This is a genomic window from Geodermatophilus sp. DSM 44513, from assembly GCF_032460525.1.
Classification (GTDB): domain Bacteria; phylum Actinomycetota; class Actinomycetes; order Mycobacteriales; family Geodermatophilaceae; genus Geodermatophilus.
In genome coordinates, this window is record NZ_CP135963.1 from 2,132,403 (window position 1) to 2,159,024 (window position 26,622).

General features: G+C 75.1%; 26 protein-coding genes. 5 read left to right on the top strand and 21 right to left on the bottom strand.

Features of this window, described 5'->3' with window-relative positions:
• Positions 1–43 precede the first annotated feature (43 nt).
• The 4 genes from RTG05_RS10350 to RTG05_RS10365 form a co-directional block, all read right to left on the bottom strand.
• The gene (locus RTG05_RS10350) at positions 44–394 is read right to left on the bottom strand and encodes a hypothetical protein (RefSeq protein WP_166528551.1); all 351 of its coding nucleotides are present in this window, start codon (positions 392–394) and stop codon (positions 44–46) included.
• A 574-nt stretch (positions 395–968) separates the two neighbouring features.
• Positions 969–2,384 (bottom strand): metallophosphoesterase, encoded by a 1,416-nt coding sequence (locus RTG05_RS10355; RefSeq protein ID WP_166528552.1) that lies wholly within the window; start codon positions 2,382–2,384, stop codon positions 969–971.
• Entirely contained in the window at positions 2,384–3,292 is a 909-nt protein-coding gene (locus RTG05_RS10360) for an alpha/beta fold hydrolase (protein ID WP_166528553.1), read from the bottom strand. Before RTG05_RS10360 ends, RTG05_RS10355 begins: the two co-directional genes overlap by 1 nt.
• The gene (locus RTG05_RS10365) at positions 3,289–3,801 is read right to left on the bottom strand and encodes a hypothetical protein (protein ID WP_166528554.1); all 513 of its coding nucleotides are present in this window, start codon (positions 3,799–3,801) and stop codon (positions 3,289–3,291) included. The genes RTG05_RS10360 and RTG05_RS10365 overlap by 4 nt, the downstream gene beginning before the upstream one ends.
• Before the next feature lie 167 nt (positions 3,802–3,968).
• On the opposite strand from RTG05_RS10365, the gene RTG05_RS10370 reads away from it, so the two are divergent.
• Positions 3,969–4,934, top strand: coding sequence for a mechanosensitive ion channel family protein (locus tag RTG05_RS10370; RefSeq protein ID WP_166528555.1), 966 nt, complete (start codon positions 3,969–3,971; stop codon positions 4,932–4,934).
• Here RTG05_RS10370 and RTG05_RS10375 read toward each other — a convergent pair whose 3' ends face one another.
• The 8 genes from RTG05_RS10375 to RTG05_RS10410 form a co-directional block, all read right to left on the bottom strand.
• Complete coding sequence (locus RTG05_RS10375; protein WP_166528556.1) at positions 4,935–5,816, bottom strand: metallophosphoesterase; 882 nt, start codon at positions 5,814–5,816, stop codon at positions 4,935–4,937.
• On the bottom strand, positions 5,813–6,061 hold the full coding sequence (locus RTG05_RS10380) for a hypothetical protein (protein ID WP_166528557.1): 249 nt from the start codon (positions 6,059–6,061) through the stop codon (positions 5,813–5,815). The genes RTG05_RS10375 and RTG05_RS10380 overlap by 4 nt, the downstream gene beginning before the upstream one ends.
• Before the next feature lie 104 nt (positions 6,062–6,165).
• Complete coding sequence (locus tag RTG05_RS10385) at positions 6,166–6,843, bottom strand: response regulator (RefSeq protein WP_166528558.1); 678 nt, start codon at positions 6,841–6,843, stop codon at positions 6,166–6,168.
• A 385-nt stretch (positions 6,844–7,228) separates the two neighbouring features.
• On the bottom strand, positions 7,229–7,705 hold the full coding sequence (locus tag RTG05_RS10390; protein ID WP_166528559.1) for a hypothetical protein: 477 nt from the start codon (positions 7,703–7,705) through the stop codon (positions 7,229–7,231).
• Positions 7,702–8,670 (bottom strand): metallophosphoesterase family protein, encoded by a 969-nt coding sequence (locus RTG05_RS10395; RefSeq protein WP_166528560.1) that lies wholly within the window; start codon positions 8,668–8,670, stop codon positions 7,702–7,704. The genes RTG05_RS10390 and RTG05_RS10395 overlap by 4 nt, the downstream gene beginning before the upstream one ends.
• Positions 8,671–8,751: 81 nt before the next feature.
• The gene (locus RTG05_RS10400) at positions 8,752–9,162 is read right to left on the bottom strand and encodes a hypothetical protein (protein WP_166528561.1); all 411 of its coding nucleotides are present in this window, start codon (positions 9,160–9,162) and stop codon (positions 8,752–8,754) included.
• Positions 9,159–9,704 (bottom strand): hypothetical protein, encoded by a 546-nt coding sequence (locus RTG05_RS10405; RefSeq protein WP_166528562.1) that lies wholly within the window; start codon positions 9,702–9,704, stop codon positions 9,159–9,161. Before RTG05_RS10405 ends, RTG05_RS10400 begins: the two co-directional genes overlap by 4 nt.
• Positions 9,701–11,785 (bottom strand): PEP/pyruvate-binding domain-containing protein, encoded by a 2,085-nt coding sequence (locus tag RTG05_RS10410; RefSeq protein ID WP_166528563.1) that lies wholly within the window; start codon positions 11,783–11,785, stop codon positions 9,701–9,703. The genes RTG05_RS10405 and RTG05_RS10410 overlap by 4 nt, the downstream gene beginning before the upstream one ends.
• A 438-nt stretch (positions 11,786–12,223) precedes the next feature.
• Between RTG05_RS10410 and RTG05_RS10415 the strand changes: the two genes are divergently transcribed.
• Both RTG05_RS10415 and RTG05_RS10420 read left to right on the top strand, forming a co-directional pair.
• On the top strand, positions 12,224–12,553 hold the full coding sequence (locus RTG05_RS10415) for a hypothetical protein (protein WP_166528564.1): 330 nt from the start codon (positions 12,224–12,226) through the stop codon (positions 12,551–12,553).
• Positions 12,554–12,924: 371 nt separating this feature from the next.
• The gene (locus tag RTG05_RS10420) at positions 12,925–14,163 is read left to right on the top strand and encodes a sensor histidine kinase (protein WP_166528565.1); all 1,239 of its coding nucleotides are present in this window, start codon (positions 12,925–12,927) and stop codon (positions 14,161–14,163) included.
• 244 nt (positions 14,164–14,407) lie between these two features.
• On the opposite strand, the gene RTG05_RS10425 is transcribed toward RTG05_RS10420, so the two are convergent.
• On the bottom strand, positions 14,408–14,923 hold the full coding sequence (locus RTG05_RS10425; protein ID WP_166528566.1) for a hypothetical protein: 516 nt from the start codon (positions 14,921–14,923) through the stop codon (positions 14,408–14,410).
• Positions 14,924–15,581: 658 nt separating this feature from the next.
• Here RTG05_RS10425 and RTG05_RS10430 point away from each other — a divergent pair.
• Positions 15,582–16,148, top strand: a complete 567-nt coding sequence (locus RTG05_RS10430) for a hypothetical protein (protein WP_166528567.1) — start codon at positions 15,582–15,584, stop codon at positions 16,146–16,148.
• A 100-nt stretch (positions 16,149–16,248) separates the two neighbouring features.
• Here RTG05_RS10430 and RTG05_RS10435 read toward each other — a convergent pair whose 3' ends face one another.
• The 7 genes from RTG05_RS10435 to RTG05_RS10465 form a co-directional block, all read right to left on the bottom strand.
• Positions 16,249–17,385, bottom strand: a complete 1,137-nt coding sequence (locus tag RTG05_RS10435; protein WP_166528568.1) for an AI-2E family transporter — start codon at positions 17,383–17,385, stop codon at positions 16,249–16,251.
• Between the two features lie 484 nt (positions 17,386–17,869).
• Positions 17,870–18,463 (bottom strand): GerMN domain-containing protein, encoded by a 594-nt coding sequence (locus RTG05_RS10440; RefSeq protein WP_166528569.1) that lies wholly within the window; start codon positions 18,461–18,463, stop codon positions 17,870–17,872.
• Between the two features lie 404 nt (positions 18,464–18,867).
• Positions 18,868–19,431, bottom strand: coding sequence for a GerMN domain-containing protein (locus RTG05_RS10445; RefSeq protein ID WP_166528570.1), 564 nt, complete (start codon positions 19,429–19,431; stop codon positions 18,868–18,870).
• A gap of 107 nt (positions 19,432–19,538) precedes the next feature.
• The gene (locus tag RTG05_RS10450; RefSeq protein WP_166528571.1) at positions 19,539–21,005 is read right to left on the bottom strand and encodes a sensor histidine kinase; all 1,467 of its coding nucleotides are present in this window, start codon (positions 21,003–21,005) and stop codon (positions 19,539–19,541) included.
• 626 nt (positions 21,006–21,631) lie between these two features.
• Positions 21,632–22,255 carry a copper chaperone PCu(A)C domain-containing protein gene (locus RTG05_RS10455; protein WP_166528572.1) on the bottom strand — a complete coding sequence of 208 codons (624 nt, stop codon included), beginning with the start codon at positions 22,253–22,255 and terminating at the stop codon, positions 21,632–21,634.
• A gap of 261 nt (positions 22,256–22,516) precedes the next feature.
• Positions 22,517–22,699 carry a hypothetical protein gene (locus tag RTG05_RS10460; protein ID WP_166528573.1) on the bottom strand — a complete coding sequence of 61 codons (183 nt, stop codon included), beginning with the start codon at positions 22,697–22,699 and terminating at the stop codon, positions 22,517–22,519.
• A gap of 98 nt (positions 22,700–22,797) precedes the next feature.
• Positions 22,798–23,388 carry a superoxide dismutase family protein gene (locus RTG05_RS10465; protein WP_166528574.1) on the bottom strand — a complete coding sequence of 197 codons (591 nt, stop codon included), beginning with the start codon at positions 23,386–23,388 and terminating at the stop codon, positions 22,798–22,800.
• A gap of 788 nt (positions 23,389–24,176) precedes the next feature.
• Here RTG05_RS10465 and RTG05_RS10470 point away from each other — a divergent pair.
• Positions 24,177–24,842 carry a permease gene (locus tag RTG05_RS10470; RefSeq protein ID WP_208104902.1) on the top strand — a complete coding sequence of 222 codons (666 nt, stop codon included), beginning with the start codon at positions 24,177–24,179 and terminating at the stop codon, positions 24,840–24,842.
• Positions 24,843–25,090: 248 nt separating this feature from the next.
• On the opposite strand, the gene RTG05_RS10475 is transcribed toward RTG05_RS10470, so the two are convergent.
• A complete protein-coding gene (locus RTG05_RS10475; protein ID WP_315912525.1) occupies positions 25,091–26,170 on the bottom strand; it encodes a S1C family serine protease in 1,080 nt (359 codons plus the stop codon).
• Between the last annotated feature and the right edge of the window lie 452 nt (positions 26,171–26,622).

The following is a 26,622-nucleotide window of genomic DNA, read 5'->3' on the forward strand; positions in this document are numbered from 1 at the left end:
CTCGCCCACCACGGTCCCGGGCAGCCACCCCGGAGCGGCCGACTCACCAGTGCGGCCACACCGCCCAGCTCCGTCCCGGCACCTCCAGCACCTCCAGAGGCCCTGGGGTCCTCGCGGCCGCATCCGCCCGGAGCGGCCGCGGCTCGTCGGCTGTGGCGGTGTCCCGTGAGGGGTCGGCGGCGTCGGTGACGGCGTGCAACCGCTCGTCGAGGAGCCGGTCAGCGCGACGGCAGCGCACCTCGATGGCAACGAGGAGCTGCACCTCGAGCTCGGCGAGTTCTGCCTGGCGTCGTCTGATCTCGGCGAGCTCGACCTGGGCGGCCCGTCTGGCGGAGGAGCACACGCGGAGCTGGGCATCGATGTCGGACGTGAGCCGGTCGGGAGGACGGGTCATGGCGCTCTCCGTTCGGAGACGTGAGCTCGGAGGGGATGTCCCGGATCGGCGTCTCGGCGAGACACCCTCGATCCGGGCGGTCGTGCCCGGGCACCTCCCTCTTCCCCGCACCAGGCCTCGCCAGCTGACCTGCCTCCCACTCGACAGCGAGACGTAAGGCGTCTGCAACACAGCACCGACGACCATGTCCCCGGTCGGCGCCCGTGGGTGGGGGGGCTGAGCAACTCGGTGGTGGTGCGGCACGTCACCGTTCCCACGGGAGGCGACCGGAGACCGTCGAACCCGTGGGCGCCGTGAGCGGTGTGGACCGCTGGCCGCGGGTGCTGTACCCACCGGCTCTCCGGGTGTCGGTGTCGGCCACGCTGCCCGCCTTACGGTCGTCCGTGGACCGGGCGACCGGCCCGGCGGGGGTCCGGACCGGTCGCGACTCCACGGTGGGCCGGGTGCCCGCACGGGGACCACGTCCGGCTGGACTCGTCAGCGGGTCGTCACACCTCCGCGTGCTCGGGCCGGGGGACGTGACGGTGGCGTGACCGACGACGTCAGCCGGTACGACGGGAGCCGCGTGCCACGCTCACCTCCACCGTCGGTCCAGTTCCACCGTGAGCGGCACCTCGACGAGGCGCCCGTCCGGTCTCCGGGGCGTCACGGGCTCCAGCTCGCCGTTCCGGCCGACCGCGGCGACCGGTGTGAGCGCCATCGCCGTCCCGTCGATGCGGGCCAGCAGCAGGTGGGCCTGCCCGGACCAGGCCAGGGTGCCGGCCGCGGCGAACCCGGCCGGGCGCTCCTCGCGCACCTGGCCCCCGGCGCCGGAGACGACGTAGTCGATGCCGTTGACGCGGGCGACCTGGAAGTTGTGCTCGTGCCCGGCGAAGGCCACCCGCACCCCGGCCCGCCGGAACACCGGCACGAGGTGCTCGATCATCGCGGCGGTGTTGGCGTGGTGCGGCCCGGCGCAGTAGACGGGGTGGTGGGAGAAGGGGATGCGCCACCGCGGCCCGGCGGCATCCGTCAGGGTCTCGTGGAGGAACCGCTGGTGCCGGGGGTGCTCGAAGAAGTGCTCGGTGGGCAGGTCACGGGACAGGGAGGTGTCGAGGCAGACGAACTCCACGTCGGCGCCGAAGGCCAGCCGGTAGAACATGCCCGGGTCCACCGAGGCCCGCGACCCGGCGACCTCGGGGGTGAACCGGGCGTCGGTGTGGAAGTTGTCCCGGATCTGCGTCCGGTCGTCACTGGACTCCTCGTCCGCGGTGTCGTGGTTGCCCACCGTCGGGTAGACCGGCACCCGGGCCAGGACGTAGCGGTAGGGCTGGTAGAAGCTGCCGTACCAGTCACAGTCGGAGGCCCCGCTCCCCTCCGAACCCCGCCGGCCGGGGGTGGCGTAGACGTTGTCCCCGACGGTGAGCACCAGCCGGACGCCCGGTGAGTCGGCGACCCGCTCGAGCACCTCGGCGATCCGCCGCTGCCGCCGGCCGGCCTCGGTGTCGGCCACCACCCCGACGCCGAAGTCGCCGAGGACGGCGAAGTCCAGCGGAGTCGACCGGTCCGGCGCCGGGTGGGTGCGGAAGGCCAGGGTGTAGGACCGGCCCGCAGGCCTCAGGTCCAGCCCACCCCGGCTCACCGGCCCCCAGTCCCAGCGCTCGCCCTCGTCCCACGGGCAGCCGTCGACGGTGATGCGGTAGGAGTAGGCGGTGTCCGGGGACAGGCCCGTGACCCAGACGTGGTTGACATCGGCGGTCCGGGCCCGGCCCACCACCTGACCCACGGCGTCGAGCACCTCGACCTCCGCACGGCCGTAGGGTGCCGAACTCGCGCCGATGCCGGCCGTGCGACCGGGATCCACCTCGTCGAGGTCCCCGTCGGCGAGGACCCGCCAGCGGCCGCCCGGGTCGTCGCAGCGGAACCAGAAGCCGCCCCAGGCGACCAGCACCCGGTCGGGACCGACGTCGACCAGGTGGACGAACGGCTCGAAGTGCGTCCGGGGCCGCATCAGCCGCGGGTCCTGGTCACCCAGCGGGCGATGTGCTCGGCGACGACGTCGGGGTGCAGCAGCGGCAGCATGTGCCCGGCGCCGGGCAGCTGCACCACCTCGCCGTCGGGGAGCGCGGCCATGAGCTCGCGGAGGTCGTCGGGCGGCACCTCCGGGTCGTCCTCGCCGTGCAGCACCAGGGTGGGGACGTCGAGGTGGGGGGCCAGCTCGGTGCCGTCGTGGCTGACGCTGGCCAGGGTGGTGCCGGCGAGCGCCAGGGGCCGGGTGGTCAGGAAGCTGTCGCGCACCCGGGCCACCGCGTCCTCGGGGGCGTCGTCGGTGAAGGCCGCCCGGCGGACCAGCCGGTCGGACACCGCCTGCACCGGGCGTAGCCGCCGGCCGATCAGGGCCGTGGTCCGCAGGACCCGGAACCAGCCCTCCTGCAGCGCGTCCTGCACCGGCCGGGGCAGGCCGCGGGCGGGCAGGCCCGGCGCGGTCACCCCCGAGCCACCCGAGCCGGCGAAGACGACCCCGGCGATGCGCCCGGTGCCGGCCAGGGCGGCGGCGGCCAGGATGATCCCGCCACCCAGGCTGTGGCCGGCCACCACCGCCCGCCGGCCGGCGGGGAGGCAGGCACCGAGCACGGCGGCCAGGTCGCGGGCGTGGGCCTCCAGGTCGTAGCCGCCGGAGCGGGCGTCGCCGCTGTCCGCGTGCCCGCGCAGGTCGTAGCCGACCACCCGGTGCCGGTCGGCCAGCGACTCGGGTACGTCACCCCAGGAGCCGGTCGACAGCCCGAGCCCGTGCACGAGGACGACGACCGGCGCGTCCGGCGGACCCCACGTCCTCAGTGCCAGCCGGGTGCCGTCGAAGGAGCGGACGTCGTTCGACAGGGTGCCGACTGGTGTGTCCGGCGAGGCGAGGTCGCTCACGGCGCCGGCTCCAGCACGGTGGCGACGAGGAACACCTCGTCGGCCCAGGCCGCGAGCTGCTCGGGGGCGACGTCCAGGCCCAGTTCGTCGACCACGACCTCCGCGTCGAAACCGTCGACCGGCGTCGCCGCCATGTACAGCTGGTCCCCGGCCGCGGGCTCGGTGTCCTCGGCGTCCTCGGCGGCGACGACGAGCACCGGGTCGAACTCCTCCCCCTGGGGGGAGGTCACGGTGAAGGCCCCCGGGGAGATGGTCTCGGCCACCTCGGCGAGCAGGGTGACCTCGATGCCCGTGTAGGCGTCCAGGTCCTCGGCCACGTCCGCATCGAGCACGCCGGTGTAGGGGTCCTGCAGGTCGTCCTCACCCCGGAGGTCGGGCACCTCGACGGGGCTGGTCGGTTCCTCCGCCTCCTCCTCCGTCACCGAACAGCCCGACAGACCGGCACCGACCAGCGCCAGGGCGGCGGCCAGCGTGCTCCTGGCCAGCGGCCGATGACGGTAGGCAGACATGACGGGATCTCCTTTCGACCGGTCGGGCCGGGTGCCGGTCCGATCACGCACCCCTCCTGCCCGGCATCCCCGAGCGGACCTGCCGCCGGGCGACTTCGTCACAGGACCGTCATCCCCTGGTGTCGCGCCCTCCGTGGAGCGCAGCGCTCCTGGGCAGACTGGCGGGCATGACGATCGAGGTCTTCGGCCAGGAGATCCGGCTGCTGTTCCTGACCGAGGAGAACGGGCTCAAGCTGCTGCTCACGGCGGCGCTGGTGTTCGCGCTGCTGTTGCTGCGGTGGATGGCCCGCGGGCTGTCCCGCCTGGTGCTGCGCGGACTGCACAACGAACGTGCCCGCTTCTGGACCCGACAGGGGATCAACCTGGTCGTCGCCGTCCTGCTGCTGCTGGGGGTGCTGTCCATCTGGTTCGACGACCCGGCCCGGCTGGCGACCGGCATCGGGTTGGTCACCGCGGGCCTGGCCTTCGCCCTGCAGAAGGTGATCACCGCGTTCGCCGGCTACGTGGTGATCCTGCGCGGGGACACCTTCAACGTCGGCGACCGGATCACCATGGGCGGCGTGCGCGGCGACGTGATCGCCCTCGGGTTCATCCGCACCACGATCATGGAGATGGGTCAGCCGCCGGCCGTGCAGCCCGCCGATCCGGCGCAGTGGGTGCGCAGCCGGCAGTACACGGGGCGGGTCGTCACGGTCACCAACGACAAGGTCTTCGACGAGGCGGTCTACAACTACACCCGCGACTTCCCCTACCTGTGGGAGGAGCTGACCCTGCCGGTCAAGTACACCGACGACCGGGAGCGCGCCGAGCAGATCCTGCTGGCCGCCGCCCGGCGGCACACCGTCGCCGCCGACGAGATGCCGACCGCAGCCCTGGAGCGGATGCAGCACCGCTACTTCGTGCGCGGCGCCGACCTGGAGCCGCGGGTGTACTGGCGGCTGACCGACAACTGGCTGGAGCTCACCGTCCGGTTCCTGACCGGCGTGTACGGCGTTCGCGACGTCAAGGACGCGATGTCCCGGGAGGTGCTCGCCGAGCTGGACGCCGCCGGCATCGGCCTGGCCTCGGCCACCTTCGAGGTGGTCGGACTGCCGCCGCTGCGGGTCAGGCCCGACGCCGGCCGGCCCGCGTGATCAGCCGCCCGGCTGCAGCTCGAAGAACGCGACCTGCGGCGGGGCGTTGATGCGGACCGGGGCGAGGCTGAACCCGATGCCGCAGGTGACGAACAGCCGGTTCCCCTCGGCGCCGAAGCCCTCCGGCGCCCACCCGTCGGCGACCATCCGTTCCTCGGCGGTGAGCGCCAGGTACGACCAGCGCGGGCTGCCCGGCAGGGTCACCTGTCCGCAGTGGGTGTGCCCGGCCAGGGTGAGCGGCGCGCTGCCGGCCGGCAGCCGGTCGAAGACCGTCGGGTTGTGCGTGAGCACCACCCGCGGCGCGTCCTCGGGCAGGCCGGCCAGCGCCGCGTCGACGTCCGCCCGCCCGGCCGTCTCGGCGCCGATCCCCACGACGTGCAGCTGCCGCGCCGGGTCCTCGACCGGACCGGGAACGGCGGCCACCTCGTTGACCAGCACGGGGATCCCGGCGTCCTCCAGTGCGGTGGTGAGCTCCTCGGCCGCGCCGACGGCGTGGTCGTGGTTGCCGAGGACGGCGTAGGCCGGGATCCCGGAGTCCAGCAGCGGGTCGAGGAGGTCGAGCAGCGTGTCGATCTGGGTGTCGACGCTCGGGTCGGTGCTGTACAGGAAGTCGCCACCGAGCAGGACGGCGTCGGGCTCGGCGGCGACCAGCGTCTCCACCGCGCGCGCCACCATGCCGGTGTTGGCGAACCACATGCCCAGCTGGAAGTCGCTGACCACCCCGACCTCGGTGCCGGCCAGCTCCTCGCCCAGCTGCGGGATCGGGACCTCGGCGCGTTCCTCGTCCAGGACCAGCCGCGGCTCGACCAGCACGCCGTAGCCCAGCAGCAGCACGAGCAGGACCCCGAGGGCGATGCCGACCCGGGCCAGCCAGCGCTTCACGGGGTCCTCCGTTCCTGGGGCGCCGGCCGGGTCCTGGCCAGCAGGCCCCGCAGGGGGGCGTCGACGGCCGTGGCGTGGGTCAGGGTGACCACGTGCCCGGCGCCGGGGACGAGCACGAGCCGGGCCGTCGGGCCGATCAGCCGGGCGGGTCGCTCCACGGCGGCTGCCGACAGAGCCCGCAGCCCGAACCGGCCGATCCCGGCGGTGTCGACGCCGGCAGCCCGGTCGTGGACGTGGCTCCTCACAGCGGACACGGCTACCCCGGCCCCGCAGGCTCGACCGTGGGGTCCCGTGCGGTCCCGTGACGACTCCCGTGGCGGCGGGGCCCCGGTGCGGGACCGTGTCGGCCTCACTCGGGCAGGCGGTAACCCATGCCGCGCACCGTCACCACCACGGTCGGGTTGGCCGGGTCGATCTCGACCTTCTTGCGCAGCCGGCGCACGTGGACGTCGACCAGGCGGGAGTCGCCGAAGTAGTCGTAGCCCCACACCCGCTCGAGCAGCTCCTCGCGGCTGAGCACCCGGCCGCGCTCGGCGGCCAGCTCGACCAGCAGCTTGAACTCGGTCTTCGTCAGCGGCACGACCACGCCGTCGCGGGTCACCACACCGTCCTGCGGGGCGATCTCCAGGTCGCCGACGCTGACCCGTGGCCGGACGCCAGTCGCGCGGGTGCGGCGGGCCAGTGCGCGGATGCGGGCGGAGAGTTCCTTGGCGACGAAGGGCTTGGTGACGTAGTCGTCAGCCCCGGCTTCCAGGCCCGCAACCACGTCGTGGCTGTCCGCGCGGGCGGTCACCATGATCACCGGGGTGGCGGACACGCGGCGGATCTCCCGGCAGACGTCGAAGCCGTCCCGGCCGGGCAGCATGAGGTCGAGCAGGATGATGTCGAAGGACCGTTCGGCGAGTCGGGCCAGGCCCTCCTCACCGGAGCCCGCCTCGATGACCTCCAGGCCCTCGCGCTGGAGGGTGATCGAGACGATCCGGCGGATGCGGTCGTCGTCCTCGATGACCAGCACCGAGCGTGCCACGGGAGCTCCTCTCCGGATCGGGCCCAGGTGCGGCGATCCCGGGCCGGGAGGTCCCTGACCACTGCTGTGGCCGGGACCCACGCCGGTCACGGACTCCACCACGCCATGAGCCGCGGTGCGGCGGCGCGGGGTGGCTGGCTCCTCGCGACCCCACCTCGGCAGGGTAGAGAGCCGTGCCGGTGTGTGGCCGGGTCGGCCTGCCGGCTGTCACACCCTCGTCACATCGACTCGGCGTCCCGCCGATCCACGACGCCCGAGCGCCGCGGTCGCGATCGACGGCTGAGCTGACCTGACGCATGGATGACGGATGGCCTCTCCGCGGGTCGTCGGAGCACCGAGGAACACCCACCCGAGGTCGGACGACTTCGTCGGCGGCGGCCCTGGCTCAACGACCTGCGCGTGACCGGCGGTCGTGCGCCGCAGGGGTCAGCCACCGGCGGACCGCCCGGTGCACGCCCACCCAGCCGAGGACGGCGAGCCCCAGGCTCGCGCCCCACACGGCGGGGGTGGTCCACGGGCGGGTCGCTGCCTCCGCGGGAAGCCAGGCGGCGGTGCGCAGGGCGAGTGCCGGCAGCGCGGCGGCCAGCGGGGCCAGGACCCCCAGCGCCGCCAGCGCCGCACTCCACCGGCCGACCAGGGGCAGAGCCGCGTCATCGGCGTACGCCCGGCGCCAGGCGAGGACGGCGGCGACTCCCGCGACGGCGGCGCTGACCGCGACGACGTCGGCGGTGCCGGCCCCGGACACGCCACCCCGGTCGCCGGCCGAGGAGACCACGAGCGCCGGCGCGACGAGCAGGCCTCCGACCGCCGCGGCGTACCCGCCGGCGGCCACCGCGCCCGCCGTTCCGGTGCCCACCGTCACCGTCCCTCCCGGGCCCGGAGCTCGAACCGGTCGAGGACGATCCCGTCGGCCCGCACCGAGCGACCCGTGAGCCGGTCACCGACGACGTCGACGTGCAGGTACTGCAGCGCCGACGCGGCGGCCACGGTGTGCCGGCTGCGGCCCACCGGGGTGGTCTTGCAGCCGCCGCCGCTGACCACGTGGGTGACTCCCTCGACGGGGCGGGTCCGCTCGTAGTGGTGGTCGTGCCCGGTGAGGACCAGGTCGACGGCGCGCCGGGCGAAGACGGGGGCCAGCACGTCCTCCGCTCCCGGCGTCGGCCCGTGCGAGCCGGCCGAGTACACCGGGTGGTGCATGCAGACGACCTTCCACTGGTTGACCGAGCTGGCCAGGGCGTCGTCGAGCCACTCCAGCTGGGCCGACGACTCCTCGCCCAGCAGCCCCGGGGCACTGGAGTCGAGGTAGAAGAAGTCCACCGGGCCGTGGCTGGTCGTGTAGGTGCGGGCCGGGGTGCCCAGCAGCCGCAGCTCGGCGTCGATCTCGGCCAGGCTCTCGTCGCTGTGGTGCAGGGCCCCGTCGTGGTTGCCGATGGCGAGCTCGAAGCGGACGCCGGCGTCGATCAGCGGGCGCATCGGGCGGACGAAGACGTCGTCGAAGCGGTCCTCCACCCGGCCGTAGTAGCAGAGGTCGCCCAGGTGCGTGACCAGGCCGTAGGGCGACTGCCGGTAGCCACGGGCCATGCGCTCGGCCACCGCCATGGCCTGCCGCCCGCCGCTGCCGGTGTCGCCCACCGCGGCGAAGGTCAGCCGGTCGGCGGCCTGCGGCCACGCTCGCGCGGGCAGGGTCAGCCGGGTCTCGGCACCGGGCAGCAGGTCCTCCCGGCCGAGCAGCGGCCACAGCTGGCCGGTCAGCCCACCTCCGGCGGCGAGGGTGCCGACCGCACCGAGGCCGGCGGCGAGCAGCTGTCTGCGGTTGAGCGGGGGCACGACCGAGAGGACCTCCGGGAACTGGGCGCCGTCCCCAGGTGGAACGCCGCCTGGCCGCCGGTGTTCCGGCGGGCCTCCCGCTCATGCCGCGGCGCGGGCGCGCTCGGGGTCGGCCGGTGTCGCGGTCTCCAGCACGCGCACGTCGGCCCGCAGGTGCTGCACCCGCAGGTCCGACAGGCAACCGCGCAGCTCCCGCCGGTCGAACTCGTCGATCCCCGGCCGCAGCCGGAAGGCGAACACCCCCGGCTCGACCGTGCGGAAGGACTCCGCCACGACGTCGGCGTTGACCAGCAGCCGGCAGGTGCTCACCAGGCCGCGCACCATCTCCTCCCGCACCCCGGGGTCCTCCCCCCGGACGTACGCGGCGACGACGACGTCGGTGTAGGACCCCTCGGGCTGCTCGACCTCGACGGTCATCAGCTCGGCCCGCAGCAGCAGCATCCCGGGGACGACGACCACCGCGGCCAGCAGCGCCAGCAGTCCCCGCCTCATCCCGCCGCCCCGTGCCCGGAGGGCCCGAGCAGCACGCGCAGCGCCGGGTCGTCGGCGCGGCCGTCCCCGGCGAGCACCTCGCCCTCGGTGGGCACGAGCCGGCCGGCGGGGAAGGCGACGTCCCGCAACTGGCGGGCCAGCTCCTCCTCGACGCCGCTGCGCGCCGACGCGCCGGCCAGCCGCTCCACCAGCCACGCCGCTCCCGACACCAGGACCCCGCCCCCGAGCAGGATCGGGATGAAGACCGACGTCCGGTCGAACGCCTCGGGCCGCAACCAGGGGAACGGACGCACGTCGACCGGTGCCGCCCGCAGCCGGTCCAGCGGGTCGGGGGAGGGCCGGTCCCGCGCCGTCCCGACGCGTTGTTCCAGGCCGGCCAGCCGGCGGAGCACCAGGGCGGTGCAGACCCCCACCAGGCCGGCGAGGAACAGCACGCCGACGAGCAGGGCGCGGTGCCACTCCCAGCGGTAGACGTAGACGACCAGGTACGCGCCCGAGGCGACCAGGGCGACGATCCCGGTGATCCAGCTCAGCGTCCTCATGCGCCGTCCTGCTCCTCGACCTCGCCGGTCGTCCCGTCCACCCGGACGACCGTGCCCGGTGCGAACCGCTCGAGCGCCCCGGCGGCGCCGACCACCGTCGGGACGCCGGCCTCGCGGGCCAGGATCGCCAGGTGCGCCAGCACGCTGCCGGTCTCGGCGACCAGGCCGGCCAGCCGCGGCAGCACCGGCGCCAGCGCCGGGTCCAGCGTCCGGACGACGAGCACCGCACCGGCGGGCGGGTCGTCGCCGTGGTGCACCGGGCCGCTCCCGGTCCCGCCACCGGCGCCGGTCGCTCCCGCTCCGCCGCCGACCGGCACGGGCCGGCCGGTGTCGCTCATCCGGAAGCGGGCCGGCAGCGGGTCTCCGGGGACGACCGGCCGGGGCGACGCGACGGCGGTCGGGTCGTCGACCAGCGCGGCGAGGTCGGCCAGCCGCAGACCGCCGACCTCCTCCGCCCGTGCCAGCCGACCGTCCGCCGCGAGGCGTCCACCGAGGGTCCAGGCGGCGCGGGCCCCCACCTCCTGCAGCCAACGGACCCGCAGCCGCAGCGCCTCGCGCAGCAGGCCCGGGTCGTCCGCGTCCGTCGCCGGCCGGTCGTCGGCCCCGGGCCCGGTCGCCGGGACGGCGACGTCCGCGGGCAGCGAGGGGGCCGCCCGCACCCCGGGCGGGGCGAGCGCCAGGACCACCGGCTGGGCGGCGACGGTCTCGGCGTCGGACCGGCCGGCCGCACGGGCGCGGGCCAGCACCTCCAGGGCGGTGCCGGTGCCGGTGGCCCGCGGCACGCCGGGGTCGGCCAGCAGGCCGACGAGCAGTTCGTGGGCGTGCACCGACAGCAGCGCGGGCCGCAGCCGGTGCAGGACGGCGACCAGCCGACGCTCGTCGAGGTCGTCCAGCGGCGGGACCCCGGCCAGCGCGGTGTCCGCGGCGGCCAGCACGTCGCGGGCCAGTGACGGCAGCGCCGAGCGCAGCCGGCCCACCCGCCACGAGGTGTGCAGGCGCCGCAGCCGAGGGCGCGGGTCCAGCCACTCGCGCGCCGTGGGCGACCGGTGCCGGGGCTCCAGCAGGTCGAGGTCGACCGCCGCCCGGCCGTCGAGCACGGTGATCAGCGGAGAGGCCTCGACATCGGCGGCGGAGGCCGCGCCGGCGAGCAGCAGCGCCCGGCCGAGCGCGGTCCGCAGCGGCTCGACCCACAGGTCGGCCTCCAGCGGCTGCAGGGGAGCGGGGAAGGTCTCGGCCACCGGACCGGGGCCGAGCACCGGACCCCGGGGGCGGCCGCGGCGCTCGGCGGTCACGGGCCGGCTCTGCAGCAGCCGCAGCCGCCCGCCCTCGTCGTGGGCCCACTCCACGTCCTGCGGGCCGCCGAAGACCTCCGCCGTCCGCGCCGCCAGGCCGGCCAGCTCCCTCAGGTGCCGCCGGCCCAGCCGTGCGCCGCCCTCGCCGCGGGTCGCCTCGACCAGCCGGCCGGAACGCTCCAGCTCGTAGCGGCTGCCGTCGACCTCCCCGCTGACCAGCCGGTCCGGGCCGCCCCGCACGGCGGCGGCCACCAGCCGGTCCTCCCGCCCCGACACCGGGTCGATGCCGAACAGCACGCCGCCGCAGCGCGCCGCCAGCAGCGGCTGCACGAGGACGGCCAGCGGCTCCCTCCCGGTCAGGACGTCCGACCCGGTTGCGGCGCGTCCACGGGAGGCGATGACCAGGTCGACCGCTCGCCGGAGACCATCGAGGCCGTGGACGCCCACCACCGACTCGAACCGGCCGGCCATCGACGAGGTCCCGAGGTCCTCGACCGTGGAGCTGCTGCGCACCACGAGCGGCCGCGAGTCGTCCCGGGTCAGCGTCCGCCAGGCATCCAGCACCTCGGGCGGCAGGGAGGCCCCAGCGGCGATCGCCTCGACCGCCTCGGTGGTGATCACGAAGCCGGGCACCACGGGGAGTCCCGCGCGGGAGGCGGTGACCAGCGCGGCTGCCTTCGCGCCGGCCACCTCGTGGTCGGCCGCCCGCTCGTCGTCCAGCCAGAGGACGCACGGGCGGTCGGCGGCGAGCGGCGGACCTCCCGGGTCCGCGGACGGCAGCGGTTGCACGTCTCCTGGTTGCCCGGTCGGGTCCCGCGGATGCGCGCCGGTCGCCCCTCGTGGCGGTTTCGACCCGGAACCGTCACGGGACCGCAACACCCGACGGTGCCCCGGGAGGACCTCCGCTGCCCTGTGCCCCACCGCGCCACGCGCAGCTCCGCCCGGACTCGACCGGGGCCCATCCGACCGCCGGCAGCGGCGCCCTCGCTGTCCGCTGCCGCGGCGGTCACCGTGGACGGGTCGCGGTGCACCGGCCTGACACGGCCTCGTCATGCAGGGCCGGGGTGGCGTGACAGCTCCGTGACGTCGATCGGTGGCCCGGGTTGCCGCCAGTGACCGGGGGCCATGACGGGTGGGCGGTACCCGACCGCGGCCCCACACGTCGGGGCCCGGTCCGCTGCGGCCGGCCCGCGGCCGCAGCGCCCACGAGCCGAGGCGGAGGGGATCATGCAGTGGGTCGTCGCCGGCGCCCTGTTCGTGCTCTGTGCCGTGCTCGCCACCCGGGGAGCGACGCTGATGGCCGCCGACGGCCGCGGCCGCCCGGCGGACACGGAGGCACCGACCGACGAGGTGGCCGATCGACGCGCCATCCGAGGTCTCGTCCTCACGGCGACGGCGACTGCCTGCGGTGCCGTCGGCGCCACCGTGCTGTCCGCCGGCGCCGGCCCCGGGTGGGGGCCGCTGGTGGCTGCCCTCTGCCGCGCCGCGCTGTTCGTCGTGGGCCCCGTGGCCGTGGTGCTCTCCTGCGAGAGGTCCGGCCGCCGGACGGAACACTGACCCGGGCCGCTCGGGACGTGGTGGAGCTGTCGACCGCCCACGGCGTCGTGCGCGCTGGACAGCGGTCGACCCGTTGGCCGGAGCACCTCGGACTCGCGGCGGGTGACCCTCCCGGCCCTGTCCCGGAGTAGGCGTACGCACACGGAACGACGGGCCTCTCAGGTGGCACCGGGATCCGGGAGGCCACGGTGCCCAGCGCACCCCGGCTGGACCTACTGTCGGTGCTGGGTCGAAGCGAGGCTCCAGGGTCGGTGACCACGCGGTCGGCGACGGCTGAGCGGGGCCCGCCAGCAGACGGCCGGCCCGGTGCGGGCTGCGTCCGGGTCCGTTCGCGAGGATCGCGCGCTGCAGGGAGGTCGAGGACTCGGGTCATGTCCGAAGTCGAGGGGCTCCTGACCCCGGCGGCGTTGGTCGAGGCCGCCCAGCAGATGGGCGGGGAGCGGACCCGCGCCGGTGCCCTGGCCCGCGTCGTGTCACTGACCGCGTCGCTGGTGCCCGGCGCCGAACAGACGTCCGTCACGGTCCTCGTCGGCGATCGGTTGATCACCCTGGCGGCCAGCGGACCGGTGGCCCGGCAACTCGACGAGGTCCAGGACGAGGCCGGGGAGGGGCCCTGCCTGACCGCAGCTCGAGACGGCGACCCGGTCCTGGTCGAGGACACGGCGGTCGAGCGCCGCTGGCCCCGGTACGCCTCCCGCGCCCAGGTGCTGCGGGTGGGGAGCACGCTGTCGCTGCCCATGCCCCTGCCGATGCCCGCAGGATCCCGGATGACCGGTTCGCTCAACATCTGCTCGTCGGAGGCGGCCGCGTTCACCCCCGCTGCCCGGACGGTCGCCTCGGTGCTGCTCGGCCAGGCCACGCTGGCGCTCATCTCCGCCACCGAGCGGGAGCGTGCGGCCGACCGGGTGGCGCAGGTCGAGTCCGTGCTCGGGCTGCTGGTCCACGACCTGCGCTCGGGGATGACCGTGGCGCTGTCGGGCCAGGACCACCTGGCCAGCCAGCGCGACCAGCTCGACCCGACCGGTCGGGAGGCGCTGGACCTGCTCGGCGACGAGCTGCACCGGCAGCAGCACCTCCTGACCGAGTTGGTGGAGCTCGTCCGCGCCGAACTCCCCTCCACCCGCGCCACCGCACTGCTGCCCGTGGTCCGGGCGGCGGCGGATCTGCACCGCCGCCCGGTGCCGGTGCTCCACGGCCCCGACGCCGAGTCGGTGGTGGTCCGGATCCACCCGCTGCGGTTGCGCCGCATCCTGGCCAACCTGCTGGACCACGCCGAGCGGCACGCCGACGGTGCGACCGCACTCCGGGTCTCCGGCGCGGAGGTGGTGGCCTGGGTGGCCGTCGAGGACGCCGGCCCCGGGGTGCCGGTCGAGCGACGGGAGGGCATCTTCACCCGCCTCGTGAACTCCCCGGTCCCCGCGGACGTCCGCGAGGGCAGCCACCTGGGTCTGGCATTGAGCCGGCTCCATGCCCGTCTGGCCGGTGGTGACCTCATCGTCGAGGACCGCCCCGGCGGTGGCGCACGCTTCGTCCTGGCGTTGCCCACGGCCAGCTCACCCGTCCCGATCGCCTCGACCGCCGATCGACAGCTCCGGGTCGACGCCGAGTAGAGCAGCGCCGGCGACGCCGCAGACGGCGGCCACCACGTCCGGTGGCAGTGCACCGTCACCCGTGGACAGCCTGTCGGGTCCCGCCTCCGCCGTCGACGCGGGGCGCCGTGAGCAGCACGAGCTCGGCTCCGGTCCGGGAGGACTCACCGCCCCGGAGCTCGTCCGGGACCTCGACCACGGTTCGTGATCCGGAGCTGCGCCGACCGTCCGGCCGGGACGCGGCCCCGGCCGGACGGCAGTGGCGTCAGCCCTGTGCGTTCTGGAGCACCTCGACGCTGTCGGCGACGACGTAGTTCTCGTCGGCGTACTCCTCGAACAGCGCGTCGTCGAGGTCGATGCCGAGGTCCTGCTCGACGTCGGTGACGGTGAAGCCCTCCATGACGGTGCCGGTCACCTCGACGGTGGTCTCGGGGGAGAGCTGGTCGTCGCCCGTCGCGCCGACCACCAACAGCGGCTCGACGGTGGTGTCGTCGGCGCCGGCGATGGTGAACGCCTCGGGGGTGATCACCTCGTTGACGTCGGCGGAGAGGGTGACCTGCTCGTCGACGTAGGAGGTGACGTCTCCGTAGAAGGCGCTGTCGTAGGCGCCGTCGTAGGGGCCGGCGGCCGCCGCGTCGTCCTCGGTGACCTCCTCGACGTCGGCGCCGGCCTCGTCGCCGGCGGTGTCGCCGCAGGCGGCCAGCCCCACGGTTGCGAACGCCGCAACGGTCGCCACGGTGGCCCGGGCGGTGCGGGAGCGAGGGGTCGGGGTGGAGCGCATGGGCGTCCTCTCGGTGCGCCGGGGAGTCCCCGGTGTCGGTCAGGTCCTCCCCACCGTCTCCGCGGGGCCGGCGGCGCAGCCACCCACGGGCACCTTCGTCACCCAGCTGACACCCGAGAGCGCCGGGAGCGACGCAGAGCATGACGGCTGCATGACCACCGGACCGCTGAGGCCGTCGAGCGCGCGGCCGGTGTTCCTGCTCTCCCGTTCCGCCTCCACCACCGGGCGCCGGGCTCCGACCGCGTGGTCACGCCTGCGCAGGACTCTCCCGCCACCGGCGCGACCATGACCGACGACCACGTCGTCGACCGCGAGCCGGCCGACCGCACGCCGGAGGTCACGGTCACCACGGAGGAGCCCGCGAGCCGCCGCTGCGCGCAGCGCGGACCCCCTCGACGGTGGCCCCCGACACGGGTTCCCACGGCGGACCGCCGATCAGATGACAGGTCCTCCGGGTGTGTTGCGCGGGCCTTGCGGAACGGTGTCGGAACCACCTCGGTCAGCGTCCCCACGCTGGGGCCGGGCACGCAGACGGCGTCAGAGAACGAGCGGCGCTGCGCGAGACAGCCCGCGATCGAGCAGAGGAGTGACCATGAGCACGAGTCGGCGCTTGACGTCCCGGGGCACGCGACGGGCCAGCCGTACCGCCACCGCTGTCGTGGCAGCGGCCATCGGCATGGGCGGTCTGGCCGCCTGTGGCGACTCGGCCGGCCCGGAGGCCGGGGGTGTCACCACCGAGGACCTGCAGGGCATCGAGGACGACCTGGGTGCGCTCGAGGAGCGCGTCGGCGTCCTGGAGGACGCGCCGGCGGATGCCGGCGCGTCGGTCGACCCGACTGCCGAGGGCGAGGCCGGCGTCGTCGAGGACGAGGCCGGCGTCTTCGACGACGCCCAGTCCCTGATCGGTCAGGACGCCACGGTGAGCGCGGCGGTGTCCGAGGTGATCACCAGCAGCGACGTCGGCAGCGCCTTCCGGATCGGCAACGAGACCGGTGAGCCGATCGCCGTGGTCAGTGCCAGCCCGCCGGCCCAGCTGGAGACCGATGACGTCGTCCGGGTGTCCGGCACAGTGGTACAGGTCCAGCGGGACACCTTCGAGCAGGACTTCGGCATCGCTGCCGACGAGCTGTTCGACGACCCGGACGTCTTCTTCGACACGTTCGACGGCGAGGTCGCCATGGCTGCCGACCGCGTGGAGGTGCTGCAGGAGCAGACCGGGAACTGATCGGCCCCACGGTCCGCGGCGCCTCGCGGCCGGCCCGGTCCCCAGGACCGTGTGCCGGCGGCGGGGCGCCGTCGCGTGCGGGTGCCCTCGAGGCCGTCGGTCAGGCGGGACGGTGCGGGTGTGGCGGCCAGACGTCGTCGACGGCTCCGACGGGGGTGGCGCCGGAGGCCGCAACCAGGTCCGGACGGTCGGCCGGCACGGCCCCCGGCGCCGCATCGGACCGTTCCACGGACGCGGGAGGGTGCGTGCGCAGGTGGTCGGCGACCCGGTACGCGACGGCCATGGACGGTGTGGCCAGCAGGGCCCCGGCCAGCCCCCACAGCAGGGTGCCGGCGGTGACCGCGACGAGAACGGCCACGGGGTGCAGGTGCAGGGTGCGCCCGACGATGAGCGGCTGCAGCAGGTTGCCCTCGACCTGCTGCACCACCAGGACGATGACGAGCACGATGACCGCGTCGGTGGGGCCGTTGGTCACCAGGGTGACGAGCACGGCGACGGCGCCGCTGACCGTGGCCCCGATGAGCGGGACGAAGGCGCCGACGAAGGTGAGCAGGGTCAGGGAGACCCACAGCGGCACGCCGAGGAGGAACAGGCCGATCCCGATGCCCACCGCGTCGATCAGGGCCACCACGGTGACCCCGCGCACGTACAGGGACAGCACCTCCCACGCGGCGTGCCCGGCCCCGTCGACCTGCGCACGCCGCCGGTCGGGCACCCAGGACACCGCCCAGGCCCACATCCGCGCGCCGTCCTTGAGCATGAAGAAGAGCAGGAAGACGGCGAGGACCACCGCGGCCAGCACGGACAGGGCCATCTGCGCCACGGCCGACGGCGCGGGCGCCAGCTGGTAGAGCTGGTCCACCGCCGCGTTGCGGATGCCGGTGACCTGTTGCGGATCCAGCCCCAGCGGCCCCTCGATCAGCCACACCCGGATCCGGTCGATGCCGGCGGCCAGCGGCGCGGTCAGGTCGCCGAGCCTCGCGGTGACGCGGAAGCCCACCAGGGAACCGACGCCGCCGAGCACCGTGAGGAGGAGGAGCACCGACAGGAGGGCAGCCAGCGCCTGCGGCGTCCCCAGCCGGTGCAGCAGCCGCGCCACCGGATGGACCAGGGCGGCGAGCAGCAGCGCCACGGCGGCGGTCACGGTGACCAGCGGGACCAGGAGGAGGAACCAGAACAGCAGCCACCCCACGGCGGCGAACGCCAGTAGCGCGGCACCGGTGAGCAGGGTCCGCACGGCCCAGGACGGCACGTCGCGGTGCGCCAGGTGTGCCGGGGGAGGGGCGCCGGTCCTGGCCGGTGCGTCGGCTGCCCTGCCGGCCACGCCGTCCGGAGCCGCGCCCTCCCCGCCTGGAGCGCGTGGGTGTGCCGGCGGTCGCCGCACGGGTCCCTGCTCCGGGGCCGGGTCGGTCCACTGACTCATCGCTGCACATCCGCGGGTCGGTCGGGGCGCGCCCGACGGGTGGACGGGGCGGACCCGGCGCGTCCTGGGACGGCACGGCGGCCAGGTCCGCGTCCCGACTGTGCCGGCGGTGTGCCCGGCCCGGGAGCTGCCGACCGGTTGGCCGCCCGGGCGTCAGAGGATCGTCATCCTCGACGGACGGTTGTGACGCGCTGGTGACACCCGCCCCTCGGCTGCCCGGTCACGTGCCTGGCCCCGTAGCCGTCCAGCAGCATCGGTGGAGCAGGTCCGGCACCAGGATCTCCCCGTCTGCTCGCGGTCATGGCGGTGGGGAAGCGGGATCGCCGGTCCCGCGGGGGACGGACCCGGTCATCCGGCCCGGTGGATCGGTCGGAGGAGGGTCCGGCGCCGGCGCCGGCGCCGGCGTCATCGGCGACGGAGGGGCGACCTCGACCGGACGCGAGGCGACCGACCCGTAGTCGGCCCGGCTCACCGGTCGGTCGGTCAGCCCCCGGTCCGTCGGTACCTCCAGGAGTACGCCGTCCAGGCTGACGCGCACCCGGTCGACCTCGGGGAACTGGGTCACCGTCCACACCAGCTGGGCCACGGCCAGCAGCTGGTTGCCGCCGCCCAGGCCGGCGAACTCCCGGCTGACCGCCACGACGGCGGTCCCGCTCCCGTCGGGTCCGGACAGCACCGCCACGTCCTGCGGACCCAGTGCGGTGCGCAGGCCCGACACCACCTCGGCCTGCGTCGGACCCGCCAGCAGGAGGTCCACCGCCGTCTGCGGCCGCCACTCCGCGACCTGGCGGGGGACCGCCTCGAGGCGCACGTCCCGCACGAAGAAGACGGCGACCTCGCGCCACCCCGGCCGAGGGCCGGCATCGGCCGGTCCGGGCGGGACACTCGGCACGGCGACCTCCTGGACCGGCCCGCCGGCCCGGAGACCGCATCCGGCCACCACGGCCACCAGGAGCAGCGCCAGGAGCCGGGAGATCGCGCGGATCCCCACGCCGCCGGGAGCCCGACGCCGGGGACCGCACTCTCTGGCAGCGGGGTCCACCTGCTCGCGGGCGGTGCGGTCGCGGTGGAGCAGGACGCGCGATGCGGTGGTGCGCGGACGGTCCGCCATCGGGTCCTCCGGCTGTGGCGGGCTGTACGGGACCGCCGTCCGGGAACGACGGTGTGGGCGCCCACCGGTGTGCCCCGGTGTGGCTGCCCGGGGAACGGGTGTGGGGTACACCGCCATGGACCTGTCACAGCGGCCCGAGCGGGCGTGACGCTCCTGTGACGCGGACGGGCCCCGTCCAGCCGTGGTCACGCCAGCGGAGGTCGGCGCGTGGTCGCGTCACCGCGGTGGCGAACTGGTGGCCGGTCCCACTCCGTCCGCACCGCCGGGGGGCGGTGTGGTCGGCGTCGGCTCCGCCGGGGCCACGACCGGTAGTCGTCGCGGTCGACCGGCTGGTCGGTCAGGCCGTCGTCGGCCGGCACCTCGACCGGTTGGTCCTCCACCACGAAGCGGACCTCGGTGACCCTGGGGAACTCGGTGAGCGTCCAGACCACCTGGGCCACGGCGAGGAGCTGGTCGCCGCCGGCGAGCCCGGTGAACCCACGGGTCACCGAGACGGTGGTCAGACCCTCGGGGAGGTCCTCGTCGACCTCGATGACCTCCGGGGGGAGCGCCGTCCGGATGCCGCCGTCCGCCTCCCTCGGCGTCGGCCCGGACACCAGGTGCTCCAGTGCTGCGGCGGTGGTGGCCGCACCGGCGGGCCGTTCGACCGGGGCCAGGACGGCACCCCGCACGAAGTAGACGGTCAGCCGTGGGCCGCTGGAGCGCGCGTCGATGCCGGTCCCCGTCGGTGTCCGGGCCGCGGTCGTCACCGGCTCCGGCCGGTCCTGCGGACCAACCCCGCACCCTGCGAGGAGCAGGGACAGGAGCAGCCCGGCAGACGCGGCCGGCAGGAGCCGCCGCCCGCCCCGTGCGCCGGTCACGGCACCGGGTGCAACGGCAGCCCGACGACGAACCGAGCGCCGCCCGACGGGCTGTCGTGGACGGTCACCGTCCCGCCCATCGCCTGCACGTGCCGGGCCACGAGAGCCAGGCCGAGCCCCGCTCCCTCGGTCCGGGTGCGCGTGCTGCCGCTGCCCCGGGCGAACCGTTCGAGGACCCTGTTCCGCTCCGCCGGTGGGATCCCCGGACCGTCGTCGTCCACCAGGACGCACGCGGTGTCCCCGCTGCACGTGACGGTGATGCCGGTCAGGCCCCCGCCGTGCGCGTCGGCGTTGTCCATCAGGTTGTTCAGCACGCGCTCGAGCCGGCGCTTGTCCGCCCGGATGACCACCTCAGCGGCCTCCGCCGGGACCTCGAGCCGCGCGGTCGGTCGTCCCGCCAGCCGTCGCCGTGTCAGGGCCTCGCGGACCAGGGCGGCGAGACGGACCTCTTCGACGGCGAGGTCGGCGCTGCCCGCGTCGGCGCGGGAAATCTCCAGGAGGTCGGCGACGAGGCGCTCGAAGCGCAGCACCTCGTCACGCAGCAGCGTCAGGGCCTCCCGGCCGTCGGGGGCCAGCCCGTCGGCGGCGCCCTCCACCAGGTCCACCGCGCCCATCATCGCCGTCAGCGGGCTGCGCAGCTCGTGGCTCACGTCGGCCGCGAAGCGCGCGTCCGCGCGCACCCGTGTCTCCAGCGCGGCCGCCGTCCGGTTGAAGGACGACGCGATGGGGACGAGCGAGGGATCCCCCCGGGGGTCGATGCGGGCGGAGAGGTCACCACCGGCGATCGCCTCGGCCGCCGCCGCGACCCGGTGGAGGGGACGGAGCGCCGGGCCGGTCACCCACCAGCCGATGACGAGCAGCAGAGGCACCAGACCGGCGATCGCCAGGGCGAGCACCGTGCTCAGGACGCGGTACGTGCGGTCCAGCTCCGTCAGCGGGAAGACCTCGAAGTAGGCCCGGTCCGCGCCGGGGAACGGGATACCGACGGCCATCACCGTGGTGCCCTCCACCGCGATCCGCTGCCGCGCGGGGGTGCCGCCCAGCACGGTCTCGGCCAGCTCGGTGGGGACGTCGTCCCGGCCGAGGAGCAGGGACGTCGTCTGCCAGGCGCCGTCGTCCACGAACAGCGAGACGGATCCGGACTCGCGCGGGAGCTGGGCGAGCACCTGGGGGACGGGCAGGCCCTCCGTGGTCAGCGCACGCTCCACCTGCGCGGCGTTGTCGGTGGTCTGGAGCAGCGTGGTCCGTTCGCGCTGCAGGAGCAGGTACTGCGAGACCGCGACCCAGACGGCGACCGTGAGGACACCGCACACCACCACGGTCACCACGGTGAAGGCGAGGGTGGCTCGCCCACGGAGAGTCCGGGGCAGCGGGGCCCGGGGTGAGCGGGGGAGCGCCGCGCCGACGTCGGGCTGTGCGTCTGCCGGGCGGAACGGCTCCCGGCGGGACCGGGTGGCGGTCATCCGGGAACGCGGTGTCCCCTGCGCCGCGCCGTGGTCGTCCCGGGCGGGACGTCGAGGTGCGGGAGGGCGTCCACCTCCCCGGTCCTCGCGCGCAGCGGAGCCGGCCGGACGCACCCGGCGACGGGTCCGCGGGGCGCCCGGGTGACGAGCACGGGCCGGACCACAGGGTCGAGTCCGCCCACCCGGACCACGGTGCACCACCGCTCGTGGCGTGCTCCGTGCTGCACCGATGCCCAGGTGGCCAGCAGGAGGCAGTCGCTGAGGCCGCGGCGGAGGACGGCGGCACGTCGGACGCGCGGGGCGCGTTCGTGAGAGCCGTCGGGGGAGCCGACGTCTCCACACCCGGTCGGCGCCGGGTCGGTGCTCGCGGTCTCGGCGTCACTCCAGCCGGTCAGCCCGAGCCCCACGGCCAGCACCGCACCGGACAGCGGCCGTCCCGTCCTGCGCATGTCGTCTCCCGTCCTCGCTGTCGTCCCCCGTCGGCGCCCACGGCTGGGTCCCGCAGGGCAGGCAGCCGCGGTCGACCGCCGGACCGTGCCGGCGGAGGCGTCATCCGCTCACCGACCGCTGGCGGTGCCTGGCCACCATCGACGGTCGCGGCTCCGGCGTCGTCCCACAGACCCGGGTCACCCGGTGGGGGAGGTCGGGCTGGGTGCCGGGGAGTCGTCGTCGGTGGGGTCCTGGTCGGGGTCGTCGTCTGGGAAGTCGAACGGTGGAACGGCCGGGTCCTCCTCCGCGGAGACCATGGCGTCGACGGTGATCTCTCCGGCCTCGGCGAAGGTGAAGGTGACCGGGATCGACTGCGAGGAGCGCAGGGACCGGTCGAGGTCGAGCAGGGTCACGTCCGGCGGGCCCTCGGCGCCGACGTAGAGGTTGTCGTCGGCGTCGACCTGCAACGGCAGGCCCTGGCCGTCGGTCTTCTCCACCTGGACGCCGGAGAAGTCCGGACCGCTGATGTCGGTGATCGTGGCCGGCTCGCTGCCGGTGTTGCTCACCGCGAAGAACAGGCGGGCGGCCTCGCCCTCCTCGTACGTGCCGTCGAGGGGGTACGCCAGCTGGACCTGCAGCAGCTCGAGGTCGTCGTTGACCATGACGTCAGGGCCGACCGCGCCACCCTGTACCTCGACTTCGTCGTCCTGCAGTGGGTTGTCCTCGTCCTCGCCACAGGCCCCGAGCACGAGGGTGGCGCCGACGAGGGCGGCGGCCAGCCGGCGGGAGCGTGGCGGCGGTGACATCGGGTGGGCGGTCATCTGCGCTCCTGGGGTGCGCTCTGTAGGCGTCGGTCCGGGCTGCTCGACGGGGGCCGTGCGGCGACGGCCGGGATCCGTGGGTCGCGGTGGGAACGGGATGTCGCACCGCGTGGCGTCGTCGCCGAGGTGTCATCCCGGGACGGTTCGGGGGGTGACCGGAGAGGCTCGCCCGCGGTGGTGGGTGTCGTGGGGGTACCGGTCTCGGGGCCTTCTCGCGGGTGTGAACTGCCACGCACACCCCGCACTCGACGAGGGCGATGGTCAGCGCAGGGCGAGGCCGCCGCCCTGTGCGCGGCTGTCCGGGTCGATGCCGAGATCGCGGAGCTGGTCGGCGTCCCGGACGTTGTCGACGAGCACGTCGAGCACCTCCTGGGCGCGGCGGGCCTGGTCATCGCGGCCGCCGGCGCGCAGCGTCTGGACCACGTGGCTGCGGTCGATCTGCACGGAGCTCCCCCTCGGAGTGTCCGCCGGGTCCGTGCACCGTCCGAGCACGGTGACCGGTCCGGTCCACCCGGGGTCCCTGGCGGGTCAGCTCGCACGGCTCAGCCTGTGAAGGCGGCGCAGGCCATGCGGGAACCGACCGGAGGAGCCTGCGCGGCGGCGAGGTCGACTGCGGCGTCGCCGATGACCACGGCCGTCCCGTTGCCCACGAGCAGCTCCTCCACGACGGGGGCCGAGTCGACCAGCGCGGTGGTGACCCCGACGCCGTTGTCCAGGACCAGGACCGGGGGGAGGGGGGTGAGCAGCTCGCCGACGGAGGAGAACGCCTCGGCCGGCGCGCCGGCTGCGTCGCATGCCCCGACGTCGTAGAGCCCCACCCCGTGGAACCCGGGGGTCATGCCCATGACCTCGACCTCGACCTCGGTGCCCCGTTGCTCGTCGCGCAGGTAGGCCGTGCCGATCACGCTGCCCTCGGGGTCGACCAGGTCGGTGGGGACCTCCGCCGGCTCCAGCACCGCCCGGTCGTCCTGCTCCTCCTCGGGTCCCTCGCCCTCTCCGCTGTCGGGTACCCGCGGCGCTGCCTCCGCCGCCGTCACCGCGGCCAGGTCCTCGCGCAACTGCTCGCCGTCGTCGGCCGCGCAGGCGGTCAGGGCGAGCAGGACGGCGGCTGCCGGCAGCAGCGTGCGGTGCATGGCGCAGTTCCTCTCGAGGAGGCGGACGGTCGTCTGAGCCCATGCCCGCGTCGCGGTGCCGACCTACGCCGACAGGACCAGGTGTCACGCAGTCGTAACGGGCCCGGCCCTCAGGACGACGGGTACGGAGCAGCTCCCGCCGTCCAGCCCGGGCTCCCGGTCGGAGGTCTCGGGAGCCGAGCACCGCGGCGACGTCTCCGACCTCGTCGGAGCACGTCGGACCTCGGAGTCCGCAGATGGTCGAGCGGGACGTGGTCGTCTCAGCCGAGCGGGCGGGTACGGGCAGTCGGTCGAGTCCTGGACCGACCGGGTGGCCGGCGGGCCACCCGGCACGACGACGTGTCCAGCTCCCCGTACCAGGTCGGCCGGTGGAGCCGGCGTCGACCGACAGAGCGGCACCGGTGGTGGCCGAGGCCGCGGGCGACAGAGCCGTCGGGATGTGTTGCGGTCTCGTGACAGCTCGCCGATCCGCCCTCCGGGCGTCGGTCGGCGGGGTAGGGCCACGTCGTCCCGGGATCCATGCAGCAGCGCGTGGGAACGGGCGGAGGTCGCACTGGCGCGGACGCGCACAGGAGGACGTCTTCCGACACCCCCGGGGCGGCGGCCCGGGATCAGGACCACCGGATCGCCAGGCGGCGTCATGCCAGGACGGCTCCAGGAGTTGCCGTCCGCCGACGGCCGCCTGCCCGTGGCCATCGGGCCGCACCGCGCATCGGCGCCCTGTTCACCGCCGACGTCGATCGCTCATCGCCCTGCAGATCGCGTACCACAGGAGAGGAACGACGGACATGACGGAGAGTCGCACACAGACCGAGACCACCTTCCACGGCAACGTCGCGGACGAGCGGCCGCTGGTGACCACCGAGGGGGCGACCCGGGCCGCCGGTGTGGAGCCGGACGGCTCCACACCGTGGACGCCACCGGCGCGGCGGGACCGAGTCCGGTGGGGGCCGGTGTGGGCCGGGCTGGTCGTCGCCGTCCCGACGTTCCTCCTGCTCCAGCTGGCGACGCTGGCGGTGGGGTGGTGGGACGTCGGCCCTGGCGCAGGAGGGAACAACGCCGACTGGATCAGTGGGGTCAACGGGCTGGTCGCCCTGTTCCTCGGCGGCCTGACGGCGAGCGCCACCGCCCTGTGGCGGGGTCTCAGCGAGGGCCTCCTGCACGGGATCCTCGTGTGGGCGCTCACCGTGGTGACGCTGGTCTTCCTGACGCTCTTCGGTGGCGGTGCCCTCTTCGGCTCGCTGGCCGGCGCGCTCACCGACGTCGCGAGCATCCAGCAGGCCGACGTCCCGGACGTCGCGGCCGGTCAGGCCGCCGACGTGGCACGCTCGGGCGCCAGCTGGGCGGTGCTCGGTCTCGGCCTGTCGGTCGTCGCCGCGGCCATCGGCGGGGTGCTCGGCGCCAAGACGTGGCCCGGCAAGGAGCCCGAGGCCGACCGGACGGGCGTCCGGTGAGGGTCGCGCACGGCACGCCGAACGGCACCGGCTCGGGGAGATCGAACGCGCGCTGATGCGTGAGTCGCCCGAACTGGTCCGCCTCCTCGCGCGGGGAGGCGTCGTCGACGTGCGGAGCGGAACCGGTCCGCCGGGATGCGTCCTCGACCGGAGCGAGCCCCTCGCTGAACCGCACGACAGATGTCGAGGCGGGGGCCGGTGCACGTGTGCGCCGGCCCCCGCCTCGACGTGCCCGGAGGTCCAGCCCGTCAGGTCGTGGTGCCGCCGAGGGTGACCTCGACCTCGTTGGTCGTGTCCCCACGCTCGACGTCGAGGGTGACCTCGCTGCCGGGCGCCGTGCCGCGCACTGCGGCGGTCAACTCCGTCGAGGTGGTGACGGGGCGGTCGCCGATGGCGGTGACCACATCCCCGGCCTGCAGGCCAGCATCGGCGCCCGAGCTGCCAGGTTGCACCTGGACGATCTCGGCGCCCGTGCCGATGGTGGGGTTGCCGTCGGCGGCGGCGGTCTGGACGTTGACGCCCAACAACGCCGTGCTGGCCGAGCCGTCGGCGATGATCTCCCCGGCGATGCGCTGCGCGGTGTTGCTGGGGATGGCGAAGCCGACTCCGATGTTGCCGCCGGAGGCCTGTCCGCCCGGGCCGGCGGGCACGGTGGCGATGGCGGTGTTGATGCCGATCACCTCACCGGCGGCGTCGACCAGGGCGCCACCGGAGTTGCCCGGGTTGATCGCGGCGTCGGTCTGCAGGGCGTCGATGACGGTTGCCTCGCCGCCGCCCCCGCCGGCGGTCACCGGCCGGTGGAGGGCGCTGACGATCCCGTTGGTGACCGTGTCGGACAGCCCGAGCGGTGCGCCGATGGCCACGGCGAGGTCACCCACCCGCACCTGGGCCGAGTTCGCGAAGGTCGCCGGGGTCAGGTCGCCCGCACCGGACAGGCGCAGGACGGCGAGGTCCACGGACGGTTCGGTGCCGACGACGGTGGCCTCGTACAGCGTTCCGTCGGCGGTGCGTACCTGGACGTCGGCTGGGCCACCACCGCCGGCGGCGACCACGTGGTCGTTGGTCAGCACGTAGCCGTCCTCGGTCAGGACGACGCCCGAGCCGCTGCCGGCACCTGCGGAGGTGGTGACGTAGACGGTGACCACGCTCGGGCTGGCCGTGGCAGCAGCCGTGCTCACCGCGGTCGCCGTCTCCGGGTCCTCGACCACCACGCTCTGCGTGCTGCTCGCCCCGGTCGCCGCCCCGCTGGCGTCGTCGAGGAGGACGGCCGCCCCGGCACCGGTGCCGGCGCCGATGAAGGCGCCGGCGAGCAGACCGGCGACCCCCATCCGGAGGCGTCCGGTCGAGCGGGGTGGCCCGGGGTGGCTCGTTGCTCCGGCCGGTACCGGTCCCCACGCGGGAGGCGGCGTGCTCCGGGAGTGCCCTGTTGCCGGGTACCACAGCGGGTGAGGCGAGGTCGTCCGGCGGAGGTCGGATGCGACCGGCTGTGGGTGGCCGCCGGGGGCACGCGGGGGTCCGTAGGAAGTCACTGCTCTCCAGTCCTCGATCCGTGCGGCCGTCCGCCGCGACATCTCGACGGTGCGTCGGAGGACTGACGGCTCACTGGACGGTCGCTGGGAGATCGCTGGACGTCACGGCTCGCAGCCCGAGGATCCTGCCGCGCCGGAGGGTGCACGCCGACGGGAGACGGTGCGCTTCGTCGTGCCGTGTCGGGCGGCGATGTCCCGTGTCGAGCTTCCTCGGCCGATGGGACAGCGGACGACTTCCCGTCGCTCTCCTG